This is a genomic window from Streptomyces sp. NPDC029164 (assembly GCF_055563995.1).
In genome coordinates, this window is record NZ_JBVHWW010000031.1 from 19,654 (window position 1) to 44,900 (window position 25,247).

A 25,247-nucleotide genomic window follows, 5' to 3' on the forward strand; every position below is an offset into this window, starting at 1 on the left:
GAAAAACCAGGGGAAGGACGGTCCATGCAGTCCCTCGAATCCGGCGACCCGCTCGCCGTCGCCGTCACCGCCGCGATCCGGGGCGGCGACCTGCCGGGCCTGCGGAACCTCCTGGACGCGCACCCGGGACTCGCCGCCACGCGCATCGTCAAGCACGGTGCGGCGGCCGGCGGGCGCAGCCTGCTGCACATCGCCACCGACTGGCCCGGCCACTACCCCGACACGGCCGCGGTGATCCGTACGCTCGTCGCCGCCGGAGCCGACCCGGGTGCCCGCTTCGTCGGGGCGCACGCCGAGACCCCGCTGCACTGGGCGGCGAGCAACGACGACGTGGCCGCCGTCGACGCCCTCGTCGCCGCCGGGGCCGATGTCAGCGCCCCGGGCGCCGTCCTCGGCGGCCGTACCCCGCTCACGGACGCCTGCGGCTTCGGCCAGTGGCGCGCCGCGCGCCGGCTGCTTGCCCTCGGGGCCCGCCCCGACCTGCAGGAAGCCGCCGCCCTCGGTCTGCTCGACACGGTCGAGGGGTTCCTCGCGGCCGGCGCCTCCTCCGAGGACGTCACCAGCGCCTTCTGGCAGGCCTGCCACGGCGGCCAGGTGACCACGGCGCGCCGTCTGCTGTCCCATGGAGCGGACATCGACTGGATCGGCTACGACCGGCTCACCCCGCTCGACATCGCCCTGACGAGCGAGAGCGCGGAACTGATCGACTGGCTGCGAAGCTCCGGCGCCCACACCGGCGAGCGACTCGCACCCGGTTGAACGAGAAATACAGTGGATCTCCGGATCGGGCCGTGCCAAGGTTGGTCCCACCAAAGGGGTGTAGCTCAGCTGGTCAGAGCGCCGGTCTCCAAAACCGAAGGCCGCAGGTTCGAATCCTGCCGCCCCTGCTGTCCAGTGCACGAAGCCGATGGCCTCTGTACTGGGAAGCGAGGGAGCCCCGCCGGCACACCGGCGGGGCTCCCTCGCTTTCATGATCCGCTGCTGCCCCCCTGCCGGCTCGAACGGCGGGGGCTCTGTCACTTCGGATCAGGCGAATCGTGATGGCGGCAACACCCGCACCGTAGTGGTCGGTGGCCTGTCAGTACGTGGGGCAGAGATTGGTCTGTACGGCGGCGAGGATGAAGGCGGCCTTGGTGGGGCCGAAGCCGTCCGGGTGGTTGGGGCCGATGAAACGCCTGTTCGTGGACTCGACGCGCTTGGTCGGGTCCTTCTCGTCCTTCATGGACTGGCACTGACTCAGGCCCCGGGAGATGGCTTTGTCGTCGTTGCCGTTGACGATCTCGGGGTCGATCTTGTTGAGCGCCGCGAGGTAGATGGTGCGCTGCGCGGGGGCGGGGCTGGGCGGGATGCCGGCGGCGGACGCTGCGGAACCGGGGGCGTCAGGAGCCGCGCTTTGCCGGGGAGCGGGTGATGAGGCGTCCGGCTTGCCCTCGTCGCTCATGCCTGTGTGGTCCGCGTCCGCGTCCGCGCAGCCCGTCAGCGCGAGGCATGCGGCGGCGGCGAGGAGGGTGACGGTGTGGTGTATGCGCATCGCGCCACTCTGCCGGGGCGCCGGCTGCTGTGGAGTGGCCGTGACAGGTCTGTGACGCTCGAGAGCCCCACACGCCCCAGCTGTTACGCCTCTGGCGCACGCGCATACATGCGAAACCTCCCGCAGGAGCCACCGCGCTCGGCGTGCCGGACGCTCCTCGGCCGCGCAGGCTGGATGCATGGCCGAGCAGAGGAAGGTCACCGGACCCATGGTGCGGGGAGGCGAGCCGGATGCCGGAGCGTGCGAAGCGTGAGGAAGGGCGGCACTGGGGCGTGCCGCCGCGACCGCCGGACCACCTGCTCCCTCCCGGCGACGGTCGCCCCGTCGACGCGGCTCGGCGGACGGCGATCCTCGACTGGACGGTGAGCCAGTACGTCGCGACCGGCTGGCGGGTGGAGTCCCGCTCCCCGACGCAGGCGGTCCTCGTGCGCGGGCAGCAGGTGAACCATGTCCTCCACGCCATCCTGACCGTGTTCACCTGCCTGCTCTGGGGCATCGTGTGGATCGCGCTGGTGGTCGGAAACCGGGTCGAACGGGTGGCGCTCACCGTGGACGACGACGGGCAGGTGCAGGTCGTGCAAGGCCCTGGGTGATCGGGACCCCGGATCACCGGCTACCTTCTCCCGGATGGGGAGCACGCGGGAGGCCGGGGACGAGTGGGCCGGGCTGGGGTACGGGACGGCCGCCGCGCAACGGGTCCGCGAGGCCCTGGCGTGGAACCGTGCCGTGCCGGATCGGATCCTGATCCGGCTTCTGGACACGACCCGGGGCCACCTGCTCTGGCGCCGTGACCTGCCCGAAGCGGTCCTGGACGCGGCCGTGGACCACCCCGAGTGGAGGGTGCGCGCCCGGCTCGCGGAGACCCGGGTCCAGTCGGGGATGTCGGCCGAGCGCTGGTCCCGCCTGCTGCTGACAGAAGCGGAGGGGCGACGGCGGTACGCCCTCCTCACGGTCGCGGTGGCGGCCAGCGCCCGGCTCACGGGCGAGGCGTACGAGGTGCTCGCCCGGGACCCGTCCGGCGCGGTCCGGGAAACACTCCTCGAACTGCCGGCCGTGCCCTCCGCCCTGGCGGTGGCCCTGACCGCCGACCCGGTGCCCGCCGTCCGCTCGGCGGCCTGCCACACGGCCTGGCCGCGCCTCGGTCCCGAGGCCCGGGCCACGCTGACCGCCGACCCGGTCGAGCGGGTGCGGCTGGCAGCCGTGGTGGCCCGGCACGAGGAGGAGCCGATCACCGAGGCGGACTTCGAGGCCGTGAACGCGGCCTACGACATCACCGGGCTCCGGCTGGACCGGGGCCTCGCCGCACGTCTGTGCGCCGGAGCGGACCCGAAGCCGCGCAGGCGCCTCGCCGAAAACGCCTACCTGGACCCCGACCTGGTCGAGCTCCTCGCCGCCGACCCGGAGGACGACGTACGCCTCGCGGTGTCCCTGCGGCCCGAGCTGACGGAGGAGCAGCGGGCCGCCGTGGACGTGGACATCGACCCGCGGCGGATGCGGCGCGCCGTCCCGTGGGTGGTGGCGCTGCACGAGGACGACGAGTCCATGCGCCGCCTCGCGGCCTCCGGCCACGTCCTGCTGCGCAGCAGTGTCGCGATGGCCCGACGGATCCCGCCGGACGTGGTGGAACGGCTGGCCCGGGACGAGGACCGGGTCGTACGCCTCTTCCTCGCCGAGTGGTGTGACGACGCGCCGGCGGACATGCTGCTGGAGGTGTGGCAGTGGTGGAACGGCAGCCTCTCCACCCCCGACCGGCCCTACGGGCACCCGAACTTCCCGCGGCGCGACCTGCTCCGCTACGCCGAGCACCCGCATCCGCGGCTGCGGCAACTGGCCCTCGACGACCCGGACTCGACGCCCGGACTGGTGGAACGGTTCAGCCGGGACGCGGACGCCGAGGTCCGCCTGCGCGCCGCGATCGACCCCCGGCTGTCGGCGGACTCCGCGGTACGGATGCTCGACGACCCGGACCGCGACGTACGCGCGACGGCCGCCCGGCATCCGCGGCTGCCCGTGCCGGTCCTGATCGGGCTGCTCGGTGACGAGGAGACGGCGGGGGCGGCGGCGCTGAACCCGGCCCTGCCGGTGGCGGTCATGGACCGCATGACCGCCACCGGTTCATGAGGGAGACGGGACGGGGCTCAGCCGTCGGTGCCAGGCTCCTGGTAGCCGTACGGGCGCGTGATGATCTCCATCCCGTGCCCGGCGGGGTCCGTGAAGTAGACGCCGCGGCCCCCGTCGTGGTGGTTGATCTCGCCGGGGTGCTTGCCGTGCGGATCCGCGAAGTACGGGACGCCTGAGGCCTGGATCTTCCCGAAGGCCACGTCGAACTCCTCCTCGGAGAGGAGGAACGCGTAGTGCTGCGGGGTGATGGACTCCGCCGGGATGGTCGCGAAGTCCAGGGTGACGCCGTTGGCGGTCTCGACGGGGATGAAGGGTCCCCACTCCTCCCCGACCTGGAGGCCGAGGACGTCCGCCAGGAATGTGGCGGACTCCCGGTTGTCACGGGAGTGGATGATCGTGTGGTTCAGTTGCACAGACATGAGTGAATGCCTCCGAAAGGCACAGCACGGGCGCCTCCATGCCTCACCCAGCCGGTGACCGACACGCGATGCCGTGATCACGATCCTAGGCACCCCGCCCGCGCGAAGTCCACCCCACCCTCCGTCCCGGACGCCACTGGTGTCACGAACCCCCGTACACCGCCTTGACGTTGTCCTGCGCCGGATGCGACCGGCCCGCCGGGCCCGCCGCGAACACCCGCAGCAGGTTCTCCGTCACCCGGGTGGTCAGCGCCCCGGACCGCGCGTCCAGCCCGTGGTTCCTCCCGCTGCGGCCGTCGCCCGTCGCGTCCAGGGCCTCCACCCACCGCATCGTGCCGGTCGCGAACACCCCCGCTCCGCTCGGCACCGTGTAATACGCCGTGTCCTGGTGGCTGGGTCGGCCCTCGCACACCACGGGGGAGTGGGCCAGTATCTCGATCGGCCGCGGCGTCGGGAAACCGGTGTTGACCTTGTCGTACTCCACCCCGACCAGGTGCTCGAAGCGGTCGCCGGCCCGCGCGCCGGTGCCCTCGAACAGCCAGTGGCCCGGGTTGCTCACCACGTACGGGGCGTCCACCGGATAGCCGTCGTAGATCACGCCGAGCAACGAGCTCTCCGGGTCCGCGCCGGGCGCCGAACGGAAGTCCACCGTCGCCGGATGGCCCCGCTTGAACCCCGGGTCCTGGTCGTAGGAGGACTTGTAGCAGATCAGCGTCCGGTCCGGCCCCAGGTCGGAGGGCTCCAACCGGATCCGGCGGAAGCAGCAGTTCGCTCCCAGGATCGCGATGTTGGTGCCGGCGTCGCGGGCGGCCGTGAAGTGGGCCCGCTGCTCAGGGGACCAGTACTCGTCGTGGCCGAGCGAGAGCACCGCGGCCGCGCCCTCCAGCAGCCGCTTCTCCCGTGCCACGTCGGTCGTGGTCGCGTACGCCAGGGGTATGCCGAGCCGCTCGGCCAGCGCGATCAGCGGAGCCTCGTACACCAGGAACAGGCCCGCGCCGTCGTCGTACTCGTACGGCCGGTCGAAGGTCACGGCGAGCGAGCGCGAGGCGTAGCCCCCGTTGGGGCCGTCGTAGCTGCCATAGCCGCCCCACCGGTTGTACGCCTGCCAGGTGGCCACCGCGTTGACCACGACCGTACGCCCGGCCGTCGCCGCCGCCGACCGGACGGTCACCGGCACGAAGCGCTGCCCCTCGCCGCCCTGCGCGTCGAGCCGCAGCAGGTAGCAGCCCTCCGGCCAGTCCTTGGTCTCGACCGTGGTGATACGGGCCCAGCGCGTGCGCACCATCCGCGTTCCCGGGTCCACGGTGTGCTTCGGCTGGCGCGCCCCGGGGAGGGCCTCGGAACGCCACACCAGCCGGGCCCGGGCCCCGCCGTACCAGCCCATCCGGTAGGCGGAGACGGTGAACCGCGGCGCGGTGGTCGACACGTGCAGACCGAAGGGCTCACCGGGCAGCACGCTGACCTTGTCCGCGAAGCCCTCGATCGCCCGCGCCGGCCCCGCCTTGGTGACCGGCCAGTCGGCGTGGCCCTGCTTCGCGTTCTCGGCCTTGACGTCGAAACCGTGCGCACTCGCCTCCGACGGCTTCCCGCCCGGTGCCGCCGACCCGCCGGTCCGGTCCCCGCTCCGCCCGTCGGCGCCGCCGTCCCCGCCCCCGCAGCCTGCCACGGCGCCGAGCCCGGCAGCCGTGGCCGCCCCCGTCGCGATCGCGAGGAACCGCCGCCTACCTGCGCCTTCGCCGTCACCGGCCGGTCCGGCTATGTGCTCCTGATCCATGGTGGGCACGCTATGTCACCCTTCAGACCCCACCCTCACCACCCCCTCAGACCCCTCCTGACCTACGCTGACCCCCTGTCGTTTTGGGCACCAACCGACCCGGGGGGCAAGCGATATGACGTACAACGGCGCACACGGATTGAGTACGGTCCGGCAGCTGTGGCAGCTGCTCGAACCCGTGCACGCCATCGTCTACTTCGCACCCGAGGCCTACGAGGAGGCCGGCGCGCTCGGCTACGCCACCGACGACCGGTGGCCGATGTACTTCGCCTTCCGGGCCGCCCCCCTCGGCCCGGCCGAACCGGAACTCGTGAACGCCCTCTTCTTCAGCTTCAGCCCGCGGATGGTGGAGCGGTACGTCGCGCAGTCCTGGCACACCGCCCCGCCCGCCCAGGTGCTCATGGCCCGCGCCGTCGCCGCGGACCGCTCCCTGCGAGCCCTCCTCGGCGAGCGGATCGCCTCCCCGGACCTGGCCGAGGCGGCACGGCTCGCCCGGCGTGCGGCCGAGGCCGCCGCCACGGCCGGACGCCCACTGGCCGCCGCCAACGCCGCCCTGACTTGGCCCGAGGCCCCGCACGCCGAGCTCTGGCACGCGGCGACGATCCTGCGCGAGCACCGCGGGGACGGCCACCTTGCCGCCCTCCAGGCCCACCACCTGGACCCGGTCGAGTCGCTGGTCCTGCACTCCGGTGCCGGAGCCGCCCCGGCCGAGTGGTTCGAGGGCCGCCAATGGCCCGCCGACGAGTGGAACGCCGCCCGCGGCAGGCTCGTCGCCCGGAACCTGCTGGCCGAGGACGGCACGGCCACCGGAGCCGGAATGGCGCTGCGCACCGCCGTCGAGAAGCTCACCGACGAACTCGCCTCGGCCCCCTGGTCGGCGCTCACCCCGCAGGAAGCTGCCCGGCTCGCTGAACTCCTCCTCCCGCCGGTCCTCGACATCGTCGGCGCCGGCATCCTCCCGACCCAGAGCACCCTGGGCATCGGCATGAAGTACGACTACGAGGGCTGACCCCGCCCGCTCAGTCCACGTGCTCGCGGTAGCGCTCGATCACCTCCCTCAGCACCTCGGTACCGTCCCGGGCCCACAGCTCGGGGCTGAAGATCTCCACCTCCACCGGGCCCCGGTAGCCGGCCGCGTCGGCCAGCTGCCGGAAGCCCCGCAGATCTATGGATCCGTCGCCGAGCTGTCCGCGCCCCAGCAGCACGCCCTCCGGCAGCGGAGTCACCCAGTCGGCCACCTGGACGGACACGATGCGCCCGCCCTCGCCGGCCCGGAGCAGGTCGGCGGGCAGCCGCTCGTCCCACCACAGGTGGTACGAGTCGGCCACCACCCCCACCTGCTCCGCCGGGAAGTGCTCGGCGATGTCCAGGGCCTGGCCGAGGGTCGAGACCACACAGCGGTCCGAGGCGAACATCGGATGCAGCGCCTCGATCCCCAGCCGTACCCCGTGCCCGGCGGCCCAAGGCGCCAACTCGCCCAGGACCTCCGCTATTCGTCCGCGTGCCCCCACCAGGTCCCGGTCGCCCGCGGGCAGCCCTCCCGATACCAGGACCAGTGTGTCGGCGCCCAGCTCGGCGGCCTCCTCCACCGCTTTGCGGTTGTCGTCCAGTGCGGCCGCCCGGCCGGCCGGATCGGCCGCGGTGAAGAACCCGCCGCGGCAGAGCGAGCTGACACGCAGCCCGGCCCCGGCGACCAGCTTCGCCGTCTCCCGCACCCCGAACCCCCGCACGGGTCCGCGCCAGAGCCCGACGGCGCCCACTCCGGCCGCCACGCACCCGGCGACCAGCTCGGGCACGGACCACTGGCGGACCGTCTCCTGATTGAGGCTGAACCGCGCCGGCGCCGCGCTCATGACGACACCCCGTACACGGCGAGCAGCCGCCGCATCCGGTCCTCCGCGAGCCCGGGATCGGGGAACAGCCCCAGGCCGTCGGCCAGTTCGTACGCCGTCGCCAGATGGGGAAGGGAGCGGGCCGACTGTAGCCCGCCCACCATCGTGAAGTGCTCCTGGTACCCGGCCAGCCAGGCCAGCAGGACCACCCCGGTCTTGTAGAAACGGGTCGGCGGGGCGAAGAGATGTCTTGACAGGGGGACCGTCGGGTCCAGCAGCTCCCGGAAGCCGTCGGTGTCGCCCCGGTCGAGCGCGATCACGGCCCGGGCGGCGACCGGGGCTATCGGGTCGAAGATGCCCAACAGCGCGTCGCTGGCCAGCTCCCCGTCACCGGCGATCAGTTCGGGGTAGTGGAAGTCATCACCGGTGTAGCAGCGCACACCCGCCGGCAGCCGGCGCCGGATGTCCACCTCCCGCTCCGCGTCCAGCAGCGAGACCTTGATCCCCTCCACCTTTTCCGGACAATCGGCGATGATCTTCAGAAAGACATCCGTGGCCGCGTCGAGGTCCTCGTGGCCCCAGTAGCCGGCCAGCGCCGGGTCGAACATGGGCCCCAGCCAGTGCAGCACCACCGGCCGGACGCTCTGCCGGAGCAGGCCGCCGTACACCTCCAGATAGTCCTCGGGGCCGCGTGCCGCCGCGGCCAGGGCACGCGAGGCCATCAGGACGGCCGCTGCCCCGGACGCCTCGGTGTGCGCGAGCTGCTCCTCGTACGCGGCGGTGATCTCTGCGAGCGAGTGCATGCGGCCGGCCGCGAGCTGGTCCGTGCCCGCGCCGCAGACGATCCGGCCGCCCACCGCCCGGGCCTCGGCCGCCGAGAGGCGGATCAGCTCCGCCGCCGTCGGCCAGTCCAGGCCCATGCCCCGCTGCGCGGTGTCCATGGCCTCGGCCACCCCGAGCCCTTGTGACCACAGGCGGTGCCGGAAGGCCAGCGTGGCCTCCCAGTCGACCACCGGCCCGGCTTCGGCCGACGCGGCGAGCGGATCGGCGACCACGTGCGCGGCCGAGTAGAAGGTACGGCTGCGGGCCGGGCCGCATGTGAGCGGGGGATATGGATCGGTGTTCGGCCGGTGCAGGCGGAACCCGCCGTCGGCCGAGGGGAGTCGGATGCTCACAGCGCCACCTCCGGCACCGGCAGCCGCCGGCCCTCGGCCGAGGAGCGCAGGCCCAGCTCGGCGAGCTGCACTCCGCGCGCACCGGCCAGCAGGTCCCACCACCAGGTCTCGTCGAGGACGACATGCCGCAGGAAGAGCTCCCACTGGGCCTTGAAGCCGTTGTCGGCGGGACTGTTGTCCGGCACCTCCTGCCACTGGGAGCGGAAGACCTCCGTCTGCGGCAGATCGGGATTCCACACCGGCTTCGGCGTCGCCCCGCGGTGCTGGATCCGGCAGCCGCGCAGCCCGGCGACGGCTGTCCCGTGCGTCCCGTCCACCTGGAACTCCACCAGTTCGTCACGGTGGACCCGGACCGCCCAGGAGGAATTGATCTGCGCGACCGCGCCGCCCTCCAGTTCGAAGATCCCGTACGCGGCGTCGTCGGCCGTGGCCTCGTACGGCCTGCCCGCCTCGTCCCAGCGGCGGCCGATGTGCGTGCGGGTGAGGGCCTGCACCGTGCGCACCCGGCCGAAGAGCTCGTGGAGCAGGTACTCCCAGTGCGGGAACATGTCGGCGACGATGCCTCCGCCGTCCTGTGCGCGGTAGTTCCACGACGGCCGCTGCGCGGTTTGCCAGTCGCCCTCGAAGACCCAGTACCCGAACTCGCCGCGCACGGAGAGGATCTCGCCGAAGAAGCCGCTCTCGATCAGCCGTCTCAGCTTGATCAGCCCCGGCAGGAACAGCTTGTCCTGGACCACGCCGTGCTTGATCCCGGCGGCCCCGGCCAGCCGGGCCAGCTCCAGCGAGGCCTCGAAGGTCAGGGCCGTCGGCTTCTCGCAGTAGACGTGCTTGCCCGCCGCTATGGCTTGGCGGACCGCCGCCTCGCGGGCACCGGTGACCTGCGCGTCGAAGTAGATCTCGACCTCCGGATCGGCCAGCACGGCCGCGAGGTCCGTGCTGACGTGCTCCAGGCCGTGCCGCTCGGCGATGGCCCGCAGGGCGGACTCCCGGCGCCCCACGAGAACCGGCTCCGGCCAGAGCGCCGTTCCGTCGCCGAGATCGAGGCCGCCCTGATCGCGCAGGGCGAGAAGGGAGCGGACCAGATGCTGCCGATACCCCATGCGCCCGGTGACGCCGTTCATCGCGATCTTGATCGTCCTACGCTCCATGGTTCCCCCTCCATCGATAGAAAGCGCTTTCTCTCCGATCAGGCTATGGCGGGCGACGTTGGCAGCGCAACACTCGTTCGAGTGATGGAAAGCGCTTTCTTAATCGGGCAGTATGGAGATCCAGACACTGGATGAGACGATGACCCGGGTCCTGAAGGAGGGGTGCAACATGGCGGTGACTCTGGCCGAGGTCGCGGCGCAGGCGGGCGTATCGCCCGCCACGGTCTCGCGCGTACTGAACGGCGGATACCCGGTGGCCGGCTCCACCCGGACCCGGGTCGAGCGCGCCGTCGAGGAGCTCGGCTACATCGCCAACGGCCCTGCCCGCGCGCTCGCGGCCGCCACCTCCGACCTCGTCGGCGTCCTCGTCCACGATGTCGCCGACAGCTTCTTCGGGATCCTCGCCGGCTCCCTGCAGGGAGCCCTGGCGCCCACCGGGCAAACAGCAGGCCGCCGGCTCGCCGTCGTCTGCAACACCGAAGGCGACCCCGCGGCCGAACTGGCCTACCTCACCCTGCTGGAGGGACAGCGCGCCGGCGGGATCGTCCTCACCGGCGGCGCCGTCGAGGACCTCGAACACACCGGCGCACTCGCCGGCCGCATCACGCGGCTGGCCGCGGGTGGCGCTCCCGTTGTCCTGTGCGGGCGGCCTCCGCTGCCCGTGCCCACCGCACTGCCCGTCACCACCGTGATGTTCGACGATCACGGCGGCGCCTTCCGCCTCGCCGAGCACCTGCTGACACTCGGTCACCGACGCATCGCCTACGTCGCCGGCCCCCAGGGGCTGAGCACCACCCGCGAGCGGCTCGCCGGACACCGCGCCGCCTTGCTGCGGCACGACCCCGACCTCCCCGAGGCCTGCGCCGGCCTCACGGTGCATGCCGCCTTCGAGCGTTCCGCCGGCTACGACGCCACCCGGGAACTGCTGCGCCGCGGGGCACCCTTCACGGCCGTCGCGGCCGCCAACGACACCATTGCCATGGGGGTCGCCGCAGCCCTGCGCGAGGAAGGGATACGGATCCCCGAGGAGGTGTCCGTCGCCGGCTTCGACGACCTGCCCTTCTGCGCGGACACCGCCCCCGCGCTCACCACCGTCCGGGTGCCCCTGCGCGAGGCGGGCGTGCTCGCCGCCCAGCTGGTCACCGGCCGTCGGCCGCAGCCACCGGGCGGGATCACCACGCTGCCCACCGAGCTGATGGTGCGCGCCTCCACCGCGCCGCCGCCGACCGAGGGGAGCCGTCCGTGAAGTACGCGTTCTCCACGCTCGGCCTGCCCGGCGCGCCACTCGACCGCAGCGCGGCCCTCGCGGCCTCCCACGGGTTCGACGGCCTCGAACTGCGCGCCCACCCCGAGGAAGCCCTGCACCCCGACAGCCCGGCCACCGAGCGCGCCGCCGGACTGCGGACCCTCACCGCCGCAGGCATCACCGCCCTCGCGGTCGCGGGCTACGCCAGGGTGGCCGCCCCCGGCGCCGACGAGCCGGTCCTCGCCGAACTGCGCGCGCTGATCCGCCTCGCCGCCGATCTGGAGGCCCCGTACGTCCGCGTCTTCCCGGGAGGCGGCGATCTGCCCGAGGAGGCCGCCGACGCCCACGCCGTGCGCCGCCTGCTCGCCGCGGCTCCGCTCGCCGAGCGCCACGGCGTGCGGATCCTGCTGGAGACCCACGACTCCCACCGCGCCGCGGCCGCGGCCGCCCGGGTGCTCGACCACGTCGCCCACCCGGGCGTCGGCGCCGTGTGGGACGTCCTGCACACCTGGCTCGCCGGCGAACACCCGACCCGGTCCGGGCGGACCCTGGCCGCGCACCTGGGCTACGTACAGGTGAAGGACGTACGGTCAGCGCAGGACCTGACCCCGACGGGTCTCGGCACCGGAGTGCTCCCTCTCACCGAAGCGGTGGCCGCCGCACCACCGGACGGCTGGCTCTGCTGGGAGTACGAGAAACGCTGGTACCCGGACGCCGCCGACCTGCCCGAACAGCTCACGCGAGGCCGGGAGTACCTGCAGAGCCTGGTGGCGGGACTGCCCCGGTAGATGCCTGACCGCGACGGAATCCGGTTGCGGTGAGGGGCTGGTCGGCGCTGGTATTCGGGCATGAGCAGAATCGCTGAGGTCATTGTGCTGGCGCAGGGCGCGGACGAAGTGATGGAGCCGCTGACGCGCCCGGATGACACACGCACCCGGCGCGGCACCTTCTGGAGATGAGCCCCGGTGGGACTGGGGGTTTGGCTGGGGTGCGGAGTTCTTGCGGGTACGCCCACGGTCCGGGCTGCTGAAGTATCCGGAGTCATTGCCGTGGCCCCGACCGGAGACGGTGCAGGTGCTGATCCACGACGAGGAGGACGACTGCTTCGGCTGTGGATGATCCACGACGGCAAGTTGGTGGAGATTCCGCTTCCGCGGACTCGGCGGGCCTACTGGAGCGGGCCGCACAACCCCGAAGCGCAGCGCACGGGGTCCGATGACAAGGCCGAGGTCTCCTCCGGCGCCTGAACGGTCTGAACGGTCTGAACGGTCTGAACGGTCTGAACCGGGCCGCCGGCGCGGGTGGATGGTGCAGGAGCGTGCCCACGGCCGGGAGACCGACCGCCTCCCCCCAACCGTCTACGCGTTCGTCGCGAGGCTTTTTCGTTTGGTGAGGCGGCGGTGTAGCCGGCGGCAGCCGGCGAGCCAGGACACGGTCCGTTCTACGACCCGCCGGTGGCGGCCGAGGCCCCGGCCCTGCCCGGCCCGGCACGCGATGTGCCGGCCCGGGCAGGCGTTCAGAAGTCCCAGCTCTGGCTCCGCGCGCCGTTGCAGCTCCAGCTCACCAGGAGCTGGCCGATCTCAGGCCGCCCGGCCAGGATGTCGAGACACTTCCCGTTCACCCGGTTACGGATCTCGCTCCCGTTCCGGTACCACTTCTGGTGGAGACCGCCGTTGCAGTCCCACATGCTCACCGAGCCCTGGTCACCCAGATGGGGGCCGTAGATCTCCAGGCACTTGCGGTTCATGCTGGAACGGATCTGCTCACCGTCCCAGTACCACTGCTGGTTGGTGCCGCCGTGGCAGTCCCACGTCACGGTGGAGGCGCCGTTCTCCTGGTGGAACATGAAGATGTCGGCGCACCTTCCGTTCAGGTTGGACTTGAGCAGCGGTGCCGCGGCATACGCGGGCGACCCCGTCAAAGCAGGGCCGGCCAGCAGCCCGGTGACCGCCGCCAGCAGCATCAGTCGTCGCACGGACCTCATGATTTCCCCTTCCCATCGCGGTTGCGCGGTTGCGCTGGCCCTTGTTTAGCCGCCGGTTGATGTCCGGCGCCGGAACGAGGATTCCGGACATCAACAGCTGGACAAACACCACCCATCACGGCTGCGCAAAGACGCAAAGACGCAGAAACGCGCAGAGGTAAAGAGCCGCGGAAAGCCGCGGAAAGGAAGGCAATGCCACGCCCCGAACGCCCGCTCGACCCGGACTCCGGTCCGCTGACACTGTTCGCGGCCGACCTTCGGAAGCTGCGCGAGGCGGCGGGACGGCCGCCCTATCGGGCACTGGCGAAAAGGGCGCACTATTCGTCCACGACACTGTCCGACGCTGCGGGCGGGCACACGTTTCCGAGCCTCGCCGTCACGCTCGCCTATGTGGAGGCGTGTCAGGGCGACCACCACGCATGGGAGGCCCGATGGCATGCGGTCGCCGCCGAGATCGCCGCGAGCGCACACCACGATGAGGCCGGGGAAACCAGCCGGCAGGGCGCGCCGTACGCGGGGCTGTCGGCGTTCCAGCCGGAGGACGCCGACCGCTTTTTCGGGCGCGAGCGGCTGACCGACGAGCTCCTAGCCAAGGTGCACGACCACCGGTTCCTGGCAGTCTTCGGGCCGTCCGGATCGGGGAAGTCCTCGTTGCTGCGGGCGGGGCTGATCGCCCGCGCCCGGGCATCGGGTTGGCCGGTGATGCTGTTCATGCCGGGCCCGCATCCCGTGGAGGAGTGCGCGATCCACCTGGCCGCGGCGACGGGAGAAGCCCCCGGCGCGCTGGTGAGCGAGCTGCTGGACGATCCGCTGGCGCTGCACCTGCGCATCCGGCAGGCCGTGATCGACCGCACACCGGACGTCGACATGCTGATCGTCGTCGACCAGTTCGAGGAGGTCTTCACCCTCTGCGGGGACCGGGACGAACGAGACGCGTTCATCGCCATGTTGATCGCGGCAGCCACGGCGGAGACCAGCCGGACCCGGGTGGTGGTCGGCGTGCGTGCCGATTTCTACGGCCACTGTGTCCAGGACTCCCGGCTGGTCGAGGCGATCCGCGACGCGCAGATCGCGGTCGGGCCGATGAGCAGCCAGGAGCTGCGCGAGGCCATCACCCGGCCGGCCGTGCTCGCCGACTGCACGGTGACCGGCCCGCTGCTGGCAGCGGTGGTCGCGGACGCGACAGGCCAGCCGGGTGCGTTGCCCCTGGTCTCGCACGCGATGGTCGAGACCTGGCGTCGGCGCAGCGGCAGCCGCCTGACCCTGGAGGGGTATCTGGCGGCCGGCGGAATCCAGCACGCGCTCGCACACACCGCGGAGGCCGCCTACGGGAATCTGTCGCCGGCACAGCAAGACCTCGCCCGTTCCCTGTTCCTCCGGCTGACCGCTCTGGGCGACGGCACCGAGGACACCAGGCGCCGGATCAGCAGGGACGAGCTGGACCCGAGCCCCGACACCGCCCACGTGCTCGAATCCCTCGCCCGGCAACGGCTCGTGACGCTGGACGAGGAATCGGTCGAGATCACCCACGAGGCGATCATCCGGTGCTGGCCGAGGCTACGCGGCTGGCTGACCGAAGACCGGGACCGGCTGCTCCTGCACCGTGGGCTCACGGACGCGACCGCCGGCTGGGAGGCGCAGGACCGCGACCCGCACACCTTGTACCGGGGTGCCCGCCTGGCCGCGGCGCTGGACCTGGCCGCCGCGGACGGCAGCCGGCTCACCTCCAGGGAACGGCGCTTCCTTGACGCGAGCCGGGAAGCGCAAGCCGGCGAGATGGCCGCGGTCCGCCGGCGGACGGTCCGCCTGCGGCAACTCGTCACGCTGCTCACCGTGCTGATGGTCATCGCGGCGACCGCGGGCGGGCTGGCCGTCGATTCGCGTGACTCCGCCATCCATCAGCGCAACGTCGCCATCGCGCGGAAGGCCGCCGCCGACGCGGCCGAGGTACGCCAGCACACCCCCTCGCTCGCCGCACAGCTGAACCTGGCCGCGTACCGGCTGGCAGCCACCGGCGACGTCCGCGACCAGCTCATGAGCACGTTCGCGACGCCGTACACGAGTCGGTTCACCGGGCACACCTCCGACGTGGTTGCGATCTCCTTCGCCCCGAAGGGCATGGACCTGGCCACGGCGAGCTGGGACCGCACGGTCCGGCTCTGGGACATCGAGGACGCCCACCGCCCCGTGCAGCTGGCCGTCGTGAGTCAGCCGGAGCGGCTCATGTCGGTGGCCTTCGATGAGAGCGGCCGTGTCCTGGCCACGGCGAGCGAACGGTCGGTGCGGCTCTGGGACGTGACGGACCGGCGGGCGCCCGCCGAGCTGAGCACCCTGCCCGACCAGCAGTCCGCGCCGAGCTGGGTGGCGTACCGACCAAGCGGCGGCCTCATCGCCACCGGTCACACCGACGGCGCCGCGCGACTCTGGAACGTGAACGATCCCCGCCACCCGCGACTGCTGGCCACCCTGCCCGGCCACTCCGGCACCAACACCTCGGTGGCGTTCAGCCCGGACAGCCACACGCTGGCGACCACCGGCGACACCACCACCAGACTGTGGGATGTCGACGACCCCGCGCATCCGCTCCTCCTCGACGTCCTGCGGGGACACACCGACACCGTGACCTCGGCGGCTTTCAGCCCTGACGGCCGGAAGGTGGCTACCGGGAGCTGGGATCGCACCGCACGGCTCTGGGACATCGCCGGCAGCAGTGGTCAGCCGCCGGCCGTCCTGCGTGGTCATCCGGCGATCGTCTGGTCGGTGGCGTTCAGCCCGGATGGCAGCACGCTCGTCTCGGTAGGCGGGTCCACTCTGTTCTGGGATGTCACCGCCCCGGCCGACCCGAAGCGGACCAGTACGATCCAGGGTGGGTTCTACCAAGCCGCGTTCAGCCGGACGGCCGCGTGCTCGCCAACGCCGACCGGCTCCTTGACCTGCGGGATCTGTCGCTCGCGACCCATGACGACGTGGTGACGTCCCTGGCCTTCGGCCCCGGCGGACACCTGCTCGCCAGCGCCAGCTGGGACGGCACCGCACGGCTGTGGCAGGTCACCGGCGGCCGGGCCCTGTGGCCGCTGTCGGTCCTGCACGGTCACAGCAAGTTCGTCCGGTGCGTGGCGTTCAGCCCGGACGGGCGCACCCTCGTCACCGCCGGCGAGGACGGCACCGTCCGCGTGTGGGACGTGACGGATCCACGCACACCGCGGCTGAGATCGGTGATCGCCCCCGGCGGTGGCGAAGTCGCCGGCGTCGGCTTCGGCCCGGACGGCCACCTGCTGGCCGTCTGGGCACAAGATACGGCCGGACTGTGGGACCTGACCGATCGCGGCGACCCCCGGCCACTGAGCCGGATCGCCGAGGACGGGCCGCACGTCACGATGGCCTCTTTCCGGCCGGACGGCCGCACGCTGGTGACGAGCACCGGCGAGTCCGGTTCGCTCAGGTTCTGGGACATCAGCGAACCGCGCAACCCGCGGGAACGGCCGTCCCCGTTCCGGTCCGACCCGCTGACGGGCGGCGTATTCAGCCCCGACAACCGCAGACTGGCCGCCTTCCACCGTACGGACAAGACGGTCTGGCTGATTGACGTCAGCGACATCAGCCACCCGGCGAAGGTGAGGCAGCTACCGGCGTCCGGCTCCTGGCTCTACACCGTGATCTTTGACGCGGACGGCCGCAGACTGGCAGCCGGCGCCGGGGACAGCAAGGCCCTGCTGTGGGACGTGAGCGGTACGGCCGCTCCCGCCATCCTCACCGGTCACTCGAACCCGTACCGGCCGTGGCGTTCAGCCCGGACGGCCACACCCTGGCCACCGGCGGCAACGACTTCACGATCCGGCTGCGGGACACCGGTCTGGACAGGGTCGCCGCCCGCATCTGCGACAGCGCGTACCCCCGGATCACCAGAGCCCAATGGGCCCAGTACTTCACGGCGGTCGACTTCAACCCACCCTGCCCCGCGACATGACAGCCCTCAGCAAACGGACGGACGTCAGCTGAGGGGCCTGCGCTTCAGACGATCTCCGAGCCGGGCGCCGGCCCGGTGGTGCCCGGCGTCTTCCCGCCCGGCTCGGGGCGTGTCATCCGCCGGCAGCGTCCTCGGCCTCCCAGCGCAGCAGGTCGCCCGGCTGGCACTCGAGTACTTCGCAGAGCGCGGCGAGGGTCCCGAAGCGCACCGCTTTGGCGCGGCCGTTCTTGAGTACGGCCAGGTTGGCGGGAGTGATCCCCACACGGTCCGCGAGCTCGCCGACGGACATCTTCCGCCTGGCGAGCATCACGTCGATGTCGACGGCGATCGGCATCAGATGACCTCGTCCAACTCGGCCTGCATCTGCGACGCTTCGACGTCGCGCGCGACAGCCTGGGTGAGCAGCATCCGCAGCACCAGGACGATGAGCGCGACGCCGAGGATGGCCAGGCCGATCCCGCCCATGATGACGGTGACGCCCGGATCCTCCCGCTGGCCCGGCGCATTGACGGCCGTGACCGCGAACCACAGGAGAGCAGCCGCCACGATCGCGCCGATCACGCCGTCCACATAACGGAAGGCGGCGTGGGAGAACACGGTTCCGCGTCGCACCATCGTCACCAGCCGCCATACGCAGACCAGGGCGACCTGGACCGACACCATGCCCAGGATCACGATCACGCGCAGCGGGGTCAACGGGAGCGACCCGTCCTCCGGGTCGTTCCCGCTGACCAGCACCCACACCATCCCCGCCTGTACGAACACGGTGCCGGCGAGCACCACCACGAGCACGGCGCGCAGCGCACGCACAGTCAGTTTCCCCACGGCCCCTCATTCCATCGAGTTACGGTGGAAATCTATCGACTTTCGATAGATGAAGCAAGGGTCGGGGCGCAGAGAGGAGGCGGGGTACTGACGATCAGCGTCCCGCCTCCGTCGACGGACGGGACTCGCTTCTCAGGCGGCGCCGGCCTTCGCGGCCTTCGCGACCTCCGCGGCCTCTGCGACGTCCGCCGTCTCGCCGGCAGCCGGTCGCGGGTTGCGGACGAGCGGGAGCGTCGCGCACGCGGCGAGCAGGGCCGCCGCGGCGATCGCGTACCAGCCATGCCGGAACGCGGTGACAGCGTGTCCGGGGGCCTCGGTGCCGAGGACGCCGACCAGGATCGCGACGCCGAGGACCGCGCCGATCTGGCGGCCCATCGACGTGATGGCCGAGCCGGTGGCGAAGCGGGCCGGAGGCAGGGCGGCCGCCGACACCCCGGTCAGGACCGGGAGCGTCATGCCGACGCCGAGGCCGGTCAGCATCATGCCGGGCAGGAGCGAGGCCGCGTAGGCCGAGCCGGTGTCGAGGGTCGCGGCCCACCACAGGATGCCGGCCGCGAACAGGACGGATCCAGCCAGCGCGATGCGGCCTGCACCGAATCTGGCGACGGCGGGCCCGATCCGCAACGCGACCGGCGGAACCAGCAAGGGGCCCGGCGCGATGGCGAAGCCGGTGCGCAGAGCCGAGTAATCCCACACGCCCTGGCACCACAGCACCGCGCCGAGCAGCATTCCGGCGAACGCGATGGTGAACAGCGTCAGGGCGGCCGCGGCGGATGCGAACGCCGGGACGCGGAGCAGCGGCAGCTCGACGATCGGCACGGGGTGGCGGGCCGAGCGCAGGACGAACCAGACGCCGAGCAGCACCGCGGCAGCCAGGCCGCCGAGAGTGCGGGCGCTCGCCCAACCCCAGTCAGGAGCTTTGATCAGGCCGAGCGCGAGGGTGGCGATCGATCCGGTGAGAAGGGTGGCGCCGAACAGGTCGGGCAGCGGACTCTTCTCCGCGCCGGCGCGTCCGGGGGACGGCAGCACCTTCGCACCGAGCGCGAACGCCGCGATCCCCACTGGCACGTTGACCATGAACACCCAGTGCCATCCCGCCTCGACCAGCAGCCCGCCGACCACCGGCCCGAGTCCGGCGGCGATCCCGCCGATCGACGCCCAGGCCCGCACGGCCCCGGCGCGCTTCTCGGGCGCCGTCGTGTCGAGCAGCAGCGCGAGCGACGTCGGCATCAGCAGCGCAGCGCCGGCGGCCTGTACGAGCCGTGCCGCGACCAGGGTCCCGACGCCGGGAGCGAGTGCGCAGCCGAGCGAGGCGAGGGTGAACACCGCCAAGCCGGTCAGGAAGACCGGCTTGTGGCCGGAACGGTCGGCGACGCGGCCGGCGACTACGAGGAGCGCGGCGAAGACGATCGCGTAGCCGTTGAGGACCCAGGAGAGGGAGCCCAGGCCGCTGCCGCCGAACGAGTGGCCGATCGCCGGGAGGGCCGCGTTGACGATGAAGAGGTCGAGGTTCGACATGAAGACCGCGGCCGTGACCGTCGCGAACACGGCCCGGTACGCCCTTGGTGGGTTTGAAAATCCAACTATCATGGACGGAGGCTAGCCGATGCGAGTTTGAAAACACAACGGACTCGCGAGAGGATGGGGACGTGACCTCGAACGCGAAGCAGGGCGAGAACTCGGTTCCGCACCCCGAAGTGCCTGGCCGGCCGTGCTCTGCCGCCGCCGCGCTTGCACTCGTCGGCGAACGCTGGGCCCTCCTGGCGATCCGCGAGATCTTCTACGGCAATCAGCGCTTTGACCAGATCGTCCGCAACACCGGCGCCCCCCGCGACCGCCTCGCCGCCAGACTGCGCGCGCTGGAAGAGGCGGGCGTGGTGGAGCGCCGCCCGTACAGCGAGCGCCCCTTGCGCTTCGCATACCACCTCACGGAGGCCGGCCGCGATCTCGCGCCGGTGATGCACGCGCTGCTGACCTGGGGTGATCGATGGGCGGTGGACGCTCCGCCAGTCGCCTTCCGGCATCGCGGCCGGCCCGGCTCCGAGCACGACGCCGAGCACGACCTCGATGTGAAGTCGACGTGCCGGACCTGCGGCGAAGAGGCCGGTTCGGGGGGTCTCACGATCGACGTGCGGGCGCCTGGATGGGATCGGGCCGGGCCGACCGAAGGCTCCTGAGGACGGCGGCGATCGGGAGTGGTCCGGCGGCGGACGAGCCGGAGCGCGATCGGCCGCCGGCCTCGCGGCCGGCTGCGGCTGCACCGACGTGGAGCCCACGCCCGCCCCGGAGCCGAAGGGTCGCACGCCTGAGAGCCGGCACCTCCCGCGAGGGCCGGCGGCCCCGGCGGCCAGGGCGTCCATCAGCCGTGCCTGGGGAGAGCGGGCAGGTTGACCTGGTTGGAGCCGCTGCCCGAACGCGTGAGCGCTGTGTGAGTGCTGCCCTTGTTGATCTTGGAGTAGATCTATGCGCGCGTCACGGGTTCGAGCCGCAGCCGCCGGGTCGGCCAGGGTGGTGGTGACTCCGGCGGGCCGAACCAGACCCGGACGTCCTCCCCGGTGCGGACGGGCAGGAGAGGGTAGTCGTTCCCGGCGTGCTCGGTGCGGTGCAGCGCGTGCCCCGGGCCCAGGTGGCGGGCGGCGTACGAGTCGAAGGCGGCCGCGTCGGTCGGACGGCAGACGGTCGCGACCACCTCACGGGTGCCCGGCGCCGGTGTGAAGCCCGGGCCGCGCAGCAGCAGGACGTCGTCGCTGTCGATCATCGTGGCGTTGGCGGCGTCGCGGTGCTCCCGCCAGACCGGCCCCGTGTAGAAGGCCTCCAGCGCGCGCCGGCGGCGCGTCATGTCGGGGAACGCGCGCAGCCAGACGAAGCGGTCCGGGTCGTCCAGGTCGCGGAACCGGCCGCCGACGGTGATGCCGACCGCCTGCTGACCGGTCACGAACTCGCGCTCGAACAGCTCGATCAGCGTCTCCCGGGCTCCGGGGTGCAGTGTGTACTGGCGGAGTTCGACGATGCTCATGCGCCGGCGCATCCGCTGCGTGTGAGGTCCATGGTCCAGTTGAGTTCCCAGGTGCGGCCGCCGTCGGCGGAGAACTCCTGCTCCCAGCGGGCGGTGTCCGGGCCGAGGCGGTACCAGGTGAAGTGCACCCCGATCGGGCGGCCGTCGTAGGTGTCCTCGCCGTGGAAGTCCCCGCGGTCGCCGGTGAAGCCGCCGACGACCGGCGGATCCAGGCGGCCCGTCCGGCTGTCGGACCAGTGGATGGACCAGCGCCCCGTCTCGCGGTCGAACAGTCGCAGGGTCACGCCCTCGCGGCCGAGCGTGGGGAAGGTGATCTCGTCGATGTTGCCGGCACCCCCGAACAGCGGGCGGACCACCGCGTGACCGGGGAATTCCACCCAGGTGGCGGGGCCTGAGCCGAGCGGTGCGGTGAGACGGCGGTTGGCCACGTCCCAGGAGCCGTGCAGGAAGCCGAAGTCGTTCATGCGCCGCAGGCTAGGGGCACTCCACTGACATCCGCTGTCAGTGGATACTGAGCGGCATGCGCGCGAGCCGACTGGTCACCCTGCTTCTCCTGCTCCAGAACCGGGGCCGGATGACAGCCCGGCAGCTGGCCGCGGAACTGGAGGTCTCCGTCCGTACGGTCTACCGGGACGTCGAGGCGCTCAGCGCCGCCGGCATCCCGCTGTACGGCGCGGCCGGACATGCGGGCGGCTACCGGCTGGTCGACGGCTACCGGACCCGGCTCACCGGACTGACCGCGGACGAGGCGCAGGCCGCGTTCCTCGCCGCGCTCCCCGGCGCCGCCGCCGAGCTCGGCCTCGGCGAGGCGCTCGCCACCGCCCAGCTCAAGCTGCGGGCCGCCCTTCCGGCCGAGCTGCGAGAGCACGCCGGGCAGATCCAGGAACGCTTCCTGCTCGACGCCCCCGGCTGGTACGGCGATGCCGACCGCACGCCTCACCTGGCCTCGGTCGCCGCCGCGGTGTGGGCACGGCGGGCCGTGGTACTGAGGTACCGGCGCTGGCGGGCTCCGGAGGAGATCGAGCGGCGGGTGGAGCCGTACGGGCTCGTGCTCAAGGCAGGCCGCTGGTACGTGGTCGCGGGCGGGCCGTCCGGGATCCGCACCTACCGGATCGAGCAGGTCCTCGGACTCCGGCCGCTGGAGGAGCAGTTCGTCATCCCTGACGGGTTCGACCTGGCCGGGCACTGGAACAGTCATCTGGCCGACTTCCGAGCGCGGCTGCACACGGGGGAGGCCCTGGTACGGCTGACCCCGGGGGGCGCGGGCCGCCTCGGCGTGACACCCACGAGTGATGGATGGACGGAGGCACGGGTGCCGATCGAGTCGATCGACCACGCCCACGGAGAGTTCCTGCGCCTGGGCACCGACATCGAGGTCATGGCACCGGCCGAACTGCGCGACCGCATCGCCCGGACCGCACGGACCCTGGCGACCCGCTACGAGGGCTGACCCCGGTCAGAGGGCAGCGTGTGGCGGCTGTCGCCGCAGGTGCGTCCACCAGTCGAGGGCTGCGCTCCATCACAGCCCGGTGGCCGGCCAGATGGTCGCAGCCGCCGTGGTGATGAGCCCGGCGTTGAGTGCGATCCCGGACTGGTCGACGTCGCCCTGACCCGGGCGCCGTTCGACGAGACCGCCCTGACGGTGCGTGCGCTGCGAACCGATGCGGTCGGCGTGGTCCTGCGCGCGGACGAGCCGCTGGCCGGCTGCGACCGGCTGCGGCTGGCCGAGCTGAGCGACCGCCGCTGGTTCCAGTTCCCGCGGGGCACCGACCCGCTCTGGCAGTCGTACTGGAACGGTGGCACGCCGCGCGAGGGCCCAGTGGTGCGCGCCGTCCAGGAATGCCTGCACGCCGTACTGTGGAACGGCACGGTCGGCCTGGCGCCCCTCGGACACGACCTGCCCGCGGAGTTGGCCGTGGTGCCGCTGATCGACATGGTGCCGAGCCGAGTGGTGGCGGTGTGCAACCAAGGTGACACCAACCCGTTGATCCGGTCCTTCATCGAGATCGCGGCAGCCGCCTACCGTCACTGAGCTCGCCCTCGGTGGCCGGTTCCGCGGGTGCCCGGTGCTCCTCAGCCAAGGGCTGCCAGGACGCGGTCCGGGGTGAGGGGGAGTTCGCGGATCCGGCGGCCGGTCGCGTGGTGGAAGGCGTTGCCGATGGCCGCCGCCGTGCCGACGATGCCGATCTCGCCGATGCCCTTGCCGCCCATCGGGTTGAGGTGCTTGTCGTGCTCGTCCAGCCAGTGCACCTCGATGTCGGGCACGTCGGCGTGGGCAGGGACGTGGTAGGAGGCGAGGTCGTTCTCGGTGAAGTCGCCGAAAGCGGGGTCCACGGTGCTGTGTTCGGTGAGGGCCATGCCCAGACCCATGACCATGCCGCCGACGAACTGGGAGCGGGCGGTGAGCGGGTTCAGGATGCGGCCCGCGGCGAAGACGCCCAGGAGCCTGCGGACCCGGACCTCGCCCGTGACGGTGTCGGCCCGCACCTCCGCGAAGTGGGCGCCGAACGCGTGCCTGGCGTACGGGGACTTCTGCTTGGCGGAGGCCGTCGTATCGGCAGGGACGGACACTCCGGCCTCCGGGATCGGGCCGGAGCGGCGGGCGAGCAGGGCGACCAGGCTCGTGCAGGCGTCGTGGACCGCCCAGCCCCAGGAGGCCGTACCGGCCGAGCCGCCGGCCACCGAGCCCTGCGGCAGTGCGGAGTGCCCGATCTCCACCGTCACCCGGTCCAGGGCGACCCGCAGCGCGTCGGCGGCGATCTGCGCCAGGACGGTGCGGGCGCCGGTGCCGAGGTCGGTGGCGTTGGTCTGCACGAGGTACGTACCGTCGGGGAAGGCGTGCGCCCGCGCCGAGGAGGGCGCGACGTACACCGGGTAGGTGGCGGCGGCGACCCCGGTGCCGGTCAGCAGCGGCCCGTCCTGGCGCGGCGTGCGGCGCGCGGCCCAGTCGAACCGGGCGGCCCCCTCACGCAGGCATTCCACGAGATGGCGGCTGCTGAACGGGTGGCCGCTGTCGGGTTCCGCGGCGGGTTCGTTGCGGACGCGCAGTTCGACCGGGTCGATGCCGAGGGCGCAGGCCAGCTCGTCCATGGCCGACTCCAGGGCGTACATGCCGGGGCACTCGCCGGGCGCCCGCATCCAGGAGGGCGTGGGCACGTCGAGGGGCACGACGCGGTGCGTGGTGAGGAGGGCGGGCGCGGCGTACATGACACGGGACGGGACGGCGGCCTGTTCGACGAACTCCCGGACGCGGGAGGTGTGGGTGGTGACCTCGTGGGCGAGGGCGGTGAGCGTGCCGTCCGTACGGGCGCCCAGGCGCACGCGGTGCAGAGTGGGCGCGCGGTGGCCCACGACGGCCGCGAGGTGGCGCCGGGGCAGGGCGATGGTGACGGGGCGGCCGGTGTGCCGTGCGGCCATCACGGCGAGGACGACGTGGGGGCGCGGGGTGCCCTTGCAGCCGAAGGCACCGCCGACGTGCTCGGAGACCACCGTGACGCGGTCCGCGGGCAGCTCGAAGAGGGCGGCCAGTGTGGAGTGTACGAGTCCGGATCCCTGGCTGGAGTCGTACACGGTGAGGGTGCCGGCACCGGCACCGGCGTCGCCGTCCCAGTGGGCGGTGGCGGCGTGCGGCTCCATGGGATGGTTGTGCAGCGGCGCTACGGCGTACGCGCAGTTGACGCGCACCGGCGCGGCGGCGAACGCGGCGGCCGCGTCGCCCTTCTCGCGGTGGGCCGGATAGCCGCCGTTGACCTGTTCGGGGGTGTAGGCGTCCGGGTGGCCGGTGTGCAGCACGGAGTCGTGGGGCTCGGCGTCGTAGCGGACGTGGACGGCCGCGGCCGCGGCCCGGGCGGCCTCCGGGGTCTCGGCGACGGCCAAGGCCACATACCAGCCGCGGTGGGGCACTTCGGGGTCCTGGAGCACGCGGAGGGTGGGGTCGTCGGAGGGGCCCAGCCGGGGCGCGTCGTAGGGCGTGAGGACGGCGAGGACGCCGGGCAGCGCGAGCGCGCCGGCCGTGTCGACGGCGGCGACGCGTCCGCGGGCCACGGTGGCGGGCACCGGCCATGCGTACGCCCGGTCCGGCAGGGCGTACTCGGCCGCGTAGCGGGCCTTTCCTGTGACCTTCTCGCGGCCTTCCAGGCGGGTGGCGGGGCTGCCGAGGGAGGGCGCCGGGGCGGCGGGGCTGGAGTCCATGGCGGGTCCTCGCGATCG

General features: G+C 72.4%; 23 protein-coding genes, 1 tRNA gene and 3 pseudogenes. 13 read left to right on the plus strand and 14 right to left on the minus strand.

Annotated elements, in window-relative coordinates; translation table 11 throughout:
• Positions 1-24 precede the first annotated feature (24 nt).
• Both ACZ4VT_RS27195 and ACZ4VT_RS27200 read left to right on the plus strand, forming a co-directional pair.
• Positions 25-759: an ankyrin repeat domain-containing protein gene (locus ACZ4VT_RS27195; protein ID WP_467953455.1), complete on the plus strand. Its 735-nt coding sequence runs from the start codon at positions 25-27 to the stop codon at positions 757-759.
• A gap of 54 nt (positions 760-813) precedes the next feature.
• A tRNA-Trp gene (locus tag ACZ4VT_RS27200) sits at positions 814-887 on the plus strand.
• 191 nt (positions 888-1,078) lie between these two features.
• Here the strand turns inward: ACZ4VT_RS27200 and ACZ4VT_RS27205 are convergent.
• Entirely contained in the window at positions 1,079-1,531 is a 453-nt protein-coding gene (locus ACZ4VT_RS27205) for a DUF732 domain-containing protein (protein ID WP_467953456.1), read from the minus strand.
• Between the two features lie 230 nt (positions 1,532-1,761).
• Here ACZ4VT_RS27205 and ACZ4VT_RS27210 point away from each other — a divergent pair, with 230 nt between their 5' ends.
• Both ACZ4VT_RS27210 and ACZ4VT_RS27215 read left to right on the plus strand, forming a co-directional pair.
• Entirely contained in the window at positions 1,762-2,124 is a 363-nt protein-coding gene (locus tag ACZ4VT_RS27210) for a hypothetical protein (protein ID WP_467953458.1), read from the plus strand.
• Between the two features lie 34 nt (positions 2,125-2,158).
• The gene (locus ACZ4VT_RS27215; protein ID WP_467953459.1) at positions 2,159-3,652 is read left to right on the plus strand and encodes a PE-PGRS family protein; all 1,494 of its coding nucleotides are present in this window, start codon (positions 2,159-2,161) and stop codon (positions 3,650-3,652) included.
• A gap of 17 nt (positions 3,653-3,669) precedes the next feature.
• Here ACZ4VT_RS27215 and ACZ4VT_RS27220 read toward each other — a convergent pair whose 3' ends face one another.
• Both ACZ4VT_RS27220 and ACZ4VT_RS27225 read right to left on the minus strand, forming a co-directional pair.
• A complete protein-coding gene (locus tag ACZ4VT_RS27220) occupies positions 3,670-4,071 on the minus strand; it encodes a VOC family protein (protein ID WP_467953461.1) in 402 nt (133 codons plus the stop codon).
• A 142-nt stretch (positions 4,072-4,213) separates the two neighbouring features.
• Entirely contained in the window at positions 4,214-5,845 is a 1,632-nt protein-coding gene (locus ACZ4VT_RS27225; RefSeq protein WP_467953463.1) for a N,N-dimethylformamidase beta subunit family domain-containing protein, read from the minus strand.
• Between the two features lie 115 nt (positions 5,846-5,960).
• Between ACZ4VT_RS27225 and ACZ4VT_RS27230 the strand changes: the two genes are divergently transcribed.
• On the plus strand, positions 5,961-6,854 hold the full coding sequence (locus ACZ4VT_RS27230) for an SCO6745 family protein (protein WP_467953464.1): 894 nt from the start codon (positions 5,961-5,963) through the stop codon (positions 6,852-6,854).
• Positions 6,855-6,864: 10 nt separating this feature from the next.
• Here ACZ4VT_RS27230 and ACZ4VT_RS27235 read toward each other — a convergent pair whose 3' ends face one another.
• Genes ACZ4VT_RS27235 through ACZ4VT_RS27245 form a run of 3 tightly spaced genes read right to left on the minus strand, consistent with a single transcriptional unit; the run spans position 6,865 to position 10,000 of the window.
• A complete protein-coding gene (locus ACZ4VT_RS27235) occupies positions 6,865-7,698 on the minus strand; it encodes a sugar phosphate isomerase/epimerase family protein (protein WP_467953466.1) in 834 nt (277 codons plus the stop codon).
• The gene (locus tag ACZ4VT_RS27240; RefSeq protein ID WP_467953467.1) at positions 7,695-8,852 is read right to left on the minus strand and encodes a dihydrodipicolinate synthase family protein; all 1,158 of its coding nucleotides are present in this window, start codon (positions 8,850-8,852) and stop codon (positions 7,695-7,697) included. Before ACZ4VT_RS27240 ends, ACZ4VT_RS27235 begins: the two co-directional genes overlap by 4 nt.
• Positions 8,849-10,000 (minus strand): Gfo/Idh/MocA family protein, encoded by a 1,152-nt coding sequence (locus ACZ4VT_RS27245; RefSeq protein ID WP_467953469.1) that lies wholly within the window; start codon positions 9,998-10,000, stop codon positions 8,849-8,851. Before ACZ4VT_RS27245 ends, ACZ4VT_RS27240 begins: the two co-directional genes overlap by 4 nt.
• A gap of 169 nt (positions 10,001-10,169) precedes the next feature.
• Between ACZ4VT_RS27245 and ACZ4VT_RS27250 the strand changes: the two genes are divergently transcribed.
• Positions 10,170-11,246: a LacI family DNA-binding transcriptional regulator gene (locus tag ACZ4VT_RS27250; RefSeq protein WP_467953471.1), complete on the plus strand. Its 1,077-nt coding sequence runs from the start codon at positions 10,170-10,172 to the stop codon at positions 11,244-11,246.
• Positions 11,243-12,034 (plus strand): sugar phosphate isomerase/epimerase family protein, encoded by a 792-nt coding sequence (locus tag ACZ4VT_RS27255; RefSeq protein ID WP_467953472.1) that lies wholly within the window; start codon positions 11,243-11,245, stop codon positions 12,032-12,034. Before ACZ4VT_RS27250 ends, ACZ4VT_RS27255 begins: the two co-directional genes overlap by 4 nt.
• Before the next feature lie 570 nt (positions 12,035-12,604).
• Here the strand turns inward: ACZ4VT_RS27255 and ACZ4VT_RS27260 are convergent.
• Together ACZ4VT_RS27260 and ACZ4VT_RS27265 are read right to left on the minus strand one after the other, a co-directional pair.
• Positions 12,605-12,712, minus strand: a pseudogene (locus ACZ4VT_RS27260) (IS5/IS1182 family transposase); the annotation flags it as partial.
• Positions 12,713-12,762: 50 nt separating this feature from the next.
• Positions 12,763-13,221, minus strand: coding sequence for an RICIN domain-containing protein (locus tag ACZ4VT_RS27265; protein WP_467953474.1), 459 nt, complete (start codon positions 13,219-13,221; stop codon positions 12,763-12,765).
• A gap of 201 nt (positions 13,222-13,422) precedes the next feature.
• Here ACZ4VT_RS27265 and ACZ4VT_RS27270 point away from each other — a divergent pair, with 201 nt between their 5' ends.
• The 3 genes and pseudogenes from ACZ4VT_RS27270 (at position 13,423) to ACZ4VT_RS27280 (ending at position 17,197) form a co-directional block, all read left to right on the plus strand.
• Entirely contained in the window at positions 13,423-16,203 is a 2,781-nt protein-coding gene (locus tag ACZ4VT_RS27270; protein ID WP_467953476.1) for an NACHT and WD repeat domain-containing protein, read from the plus strand.
• Positions 16,200-16,670: pseudogene (locus tag ACZ4VT_RS27275) on the plus strand (WD40 repeat domain-containing protein); the annotation flags it as partial. The gene ACZ4VT_RS27270 and the pseudogene ACZ4VT_RS27275, both read left to right, overlap by 4 nt.
• A gap of 338 nt (positions 16,671-17,008) precedes the next feature.
• Positions 17,009-17,197 (plus strand): hypothetical protein, encoded by a 189-nt coding sequence (locus ACZ4VT_RS27280; protein ID WP_467953477.1) that lies wholly within the window; start codon positions 17,009-17,011, stop codon positions 17,195-17,197.
• 112 nt (positions 17,198-17,309) lie between these two features.
• Here the strand turns inward: ACZ4VT_RS27280 and ACZ4VT_RS27285 are convergent, their stop codons facing one another.
• The 3 genes from ACZ4VT_RS27285 to ACZ4VT_RS27295 form a co-directional block, all read right to left on the minus strand.
• The gene (locus ACZ4VT_RS27285) at positions 17,310-17,531 is read right to left on the minus strand and encodes a helix-turn-helix domain-containing protein (RefSeq protein ID WP_467953479.1); all 222 of its coding nucleotides are present in this window, start codon (positions 17,529-17,531) and stop codon (positions 17,310-17,312) included.
• Positions 17,531-18,022, minus strand: a complete 492-nt coding sequence (locus ACZ4VT_RS27290) for a DUF2975 domain-containing protein (RefSeq protein ID WP_467953480.1) — start codon at positions 18,020-18,022, stop codon at positions 17,531-17,533. Before ACZ4VT_RS27290 ends, ACZ4VT_RS27285 begins: the two co-directional genes overlap by 1 nt.
• A 132-nt stretch (positions 18,023-18,154) precedes the next feature.
• Entirely contained in the window at positions 18,155-19,570 is a 1,416-nt protein-coding gene (locus ACZ4VT_RS27295; RefSeq protein ID WP_467953481.1) for an MFS transporter, read from the minus strand.
• Between the two features lie 101 nt (positions 19,571-19,671).
• Between ACZ4VT_RS27295 and ACZ4VT_RS27300 the strand changes: the two genes are divergently transcribed.
• The gene (locus ACZ4VT_RS27300) at positions 19,672-20,199 is read left to right on the plus strand and encodes a winged helix-turn-helix transcriptional regulator (RefSeq protein WP_467953483.1); all 528 of its coding nucleotides are present in this window, start codon (positions 19,672-19,674) and stop codon (positions 20,197-20,199) included.
• A 284-nt stretch (positions 20,200-20,483) separates the two neighbouring features.
• Here the strand turns inward: ACZ4VT_RS27300 and ACZ4VT_RS27305 are convergent, their stop codons facing one another.
• Both ACZ4VT_RS27305 and ACZ4VT_RS27310 read right to left on the minus strand, forming a co-directional pair.
• Complete coding sequence (locus ACZ4VT_RS27305) at positions 20,484-21,038, minus strand: NIPSNAP family protein (protein ID WP_467953484.1); 555 nt, start codon at positions 21,036-21,038, stop codon at positions 20,484-20,486.
• Positions 21,035-21,502 (minus strand): hypothetical protein, encoded by a 468-nt coding sequence (locus tag ACZ4VT_RS27310; protein ID WP_467953486.1) that lies wholly within the window; start codon positions 21,500-21,502, stop codon positions 21,035-21,037. The genes ACZ4VT_RS27305 and ACZ4VT_RS27310 overlap by 4 nt, the downstream gene beginning before the upstream one ends.
• Before the next feature lie 56 nt (positions 21,503-21,558).
• On the opposite strand from ACZ4VT_RS27310, the gene ACZ4VT_RS27315 reads away from it, so the two are divergent.
• Together ACZ4VT_RS27315 and ACZ4VT_RS27320 are read left to right on the plus strand one after the other, a co-directional pair.
• On the plus strand, positions 21,559-22,488 hold the full coding sequence (locus ACZ4VT_RS27315; protein ID WP_467953487.1) for a helix-turn-helix transcriptional regulator: 930 nt from the start codon (positions 21,559-21,561) through the stop codon (positions 22,486-22,488).
• 138 nt (positions 22,489-22,626) lie between these two features.
• Positions 22,627-23,070: pseudogene (locus tag ACZ4VT_RS27320) on the plus strand (LysR substrate-binding domain-containing protein); the annotation flags it as partial.
• 41 nt (positions 23,071-23,111) lie between these two features.
• On the opposite strand, the gene ACZ4VT_RS27325 reads toward ACZ4VT_RS27320, so the two are convergent.
• Positions 23,112-25,229, minus strand: a complete 2,118-nt coding sequence (locus tag ACZ4VT_RS27325; protein ID WP_467953489.1) for a xanthine dehydrogenase family protein molybdopterin-binding subunit — start codon at positions 25,227-25,229, stop codon at positions 23,112-23,114.
• Between the last annotated feature and the right edge of the window lie 18 nt (positions 25,230-25,247).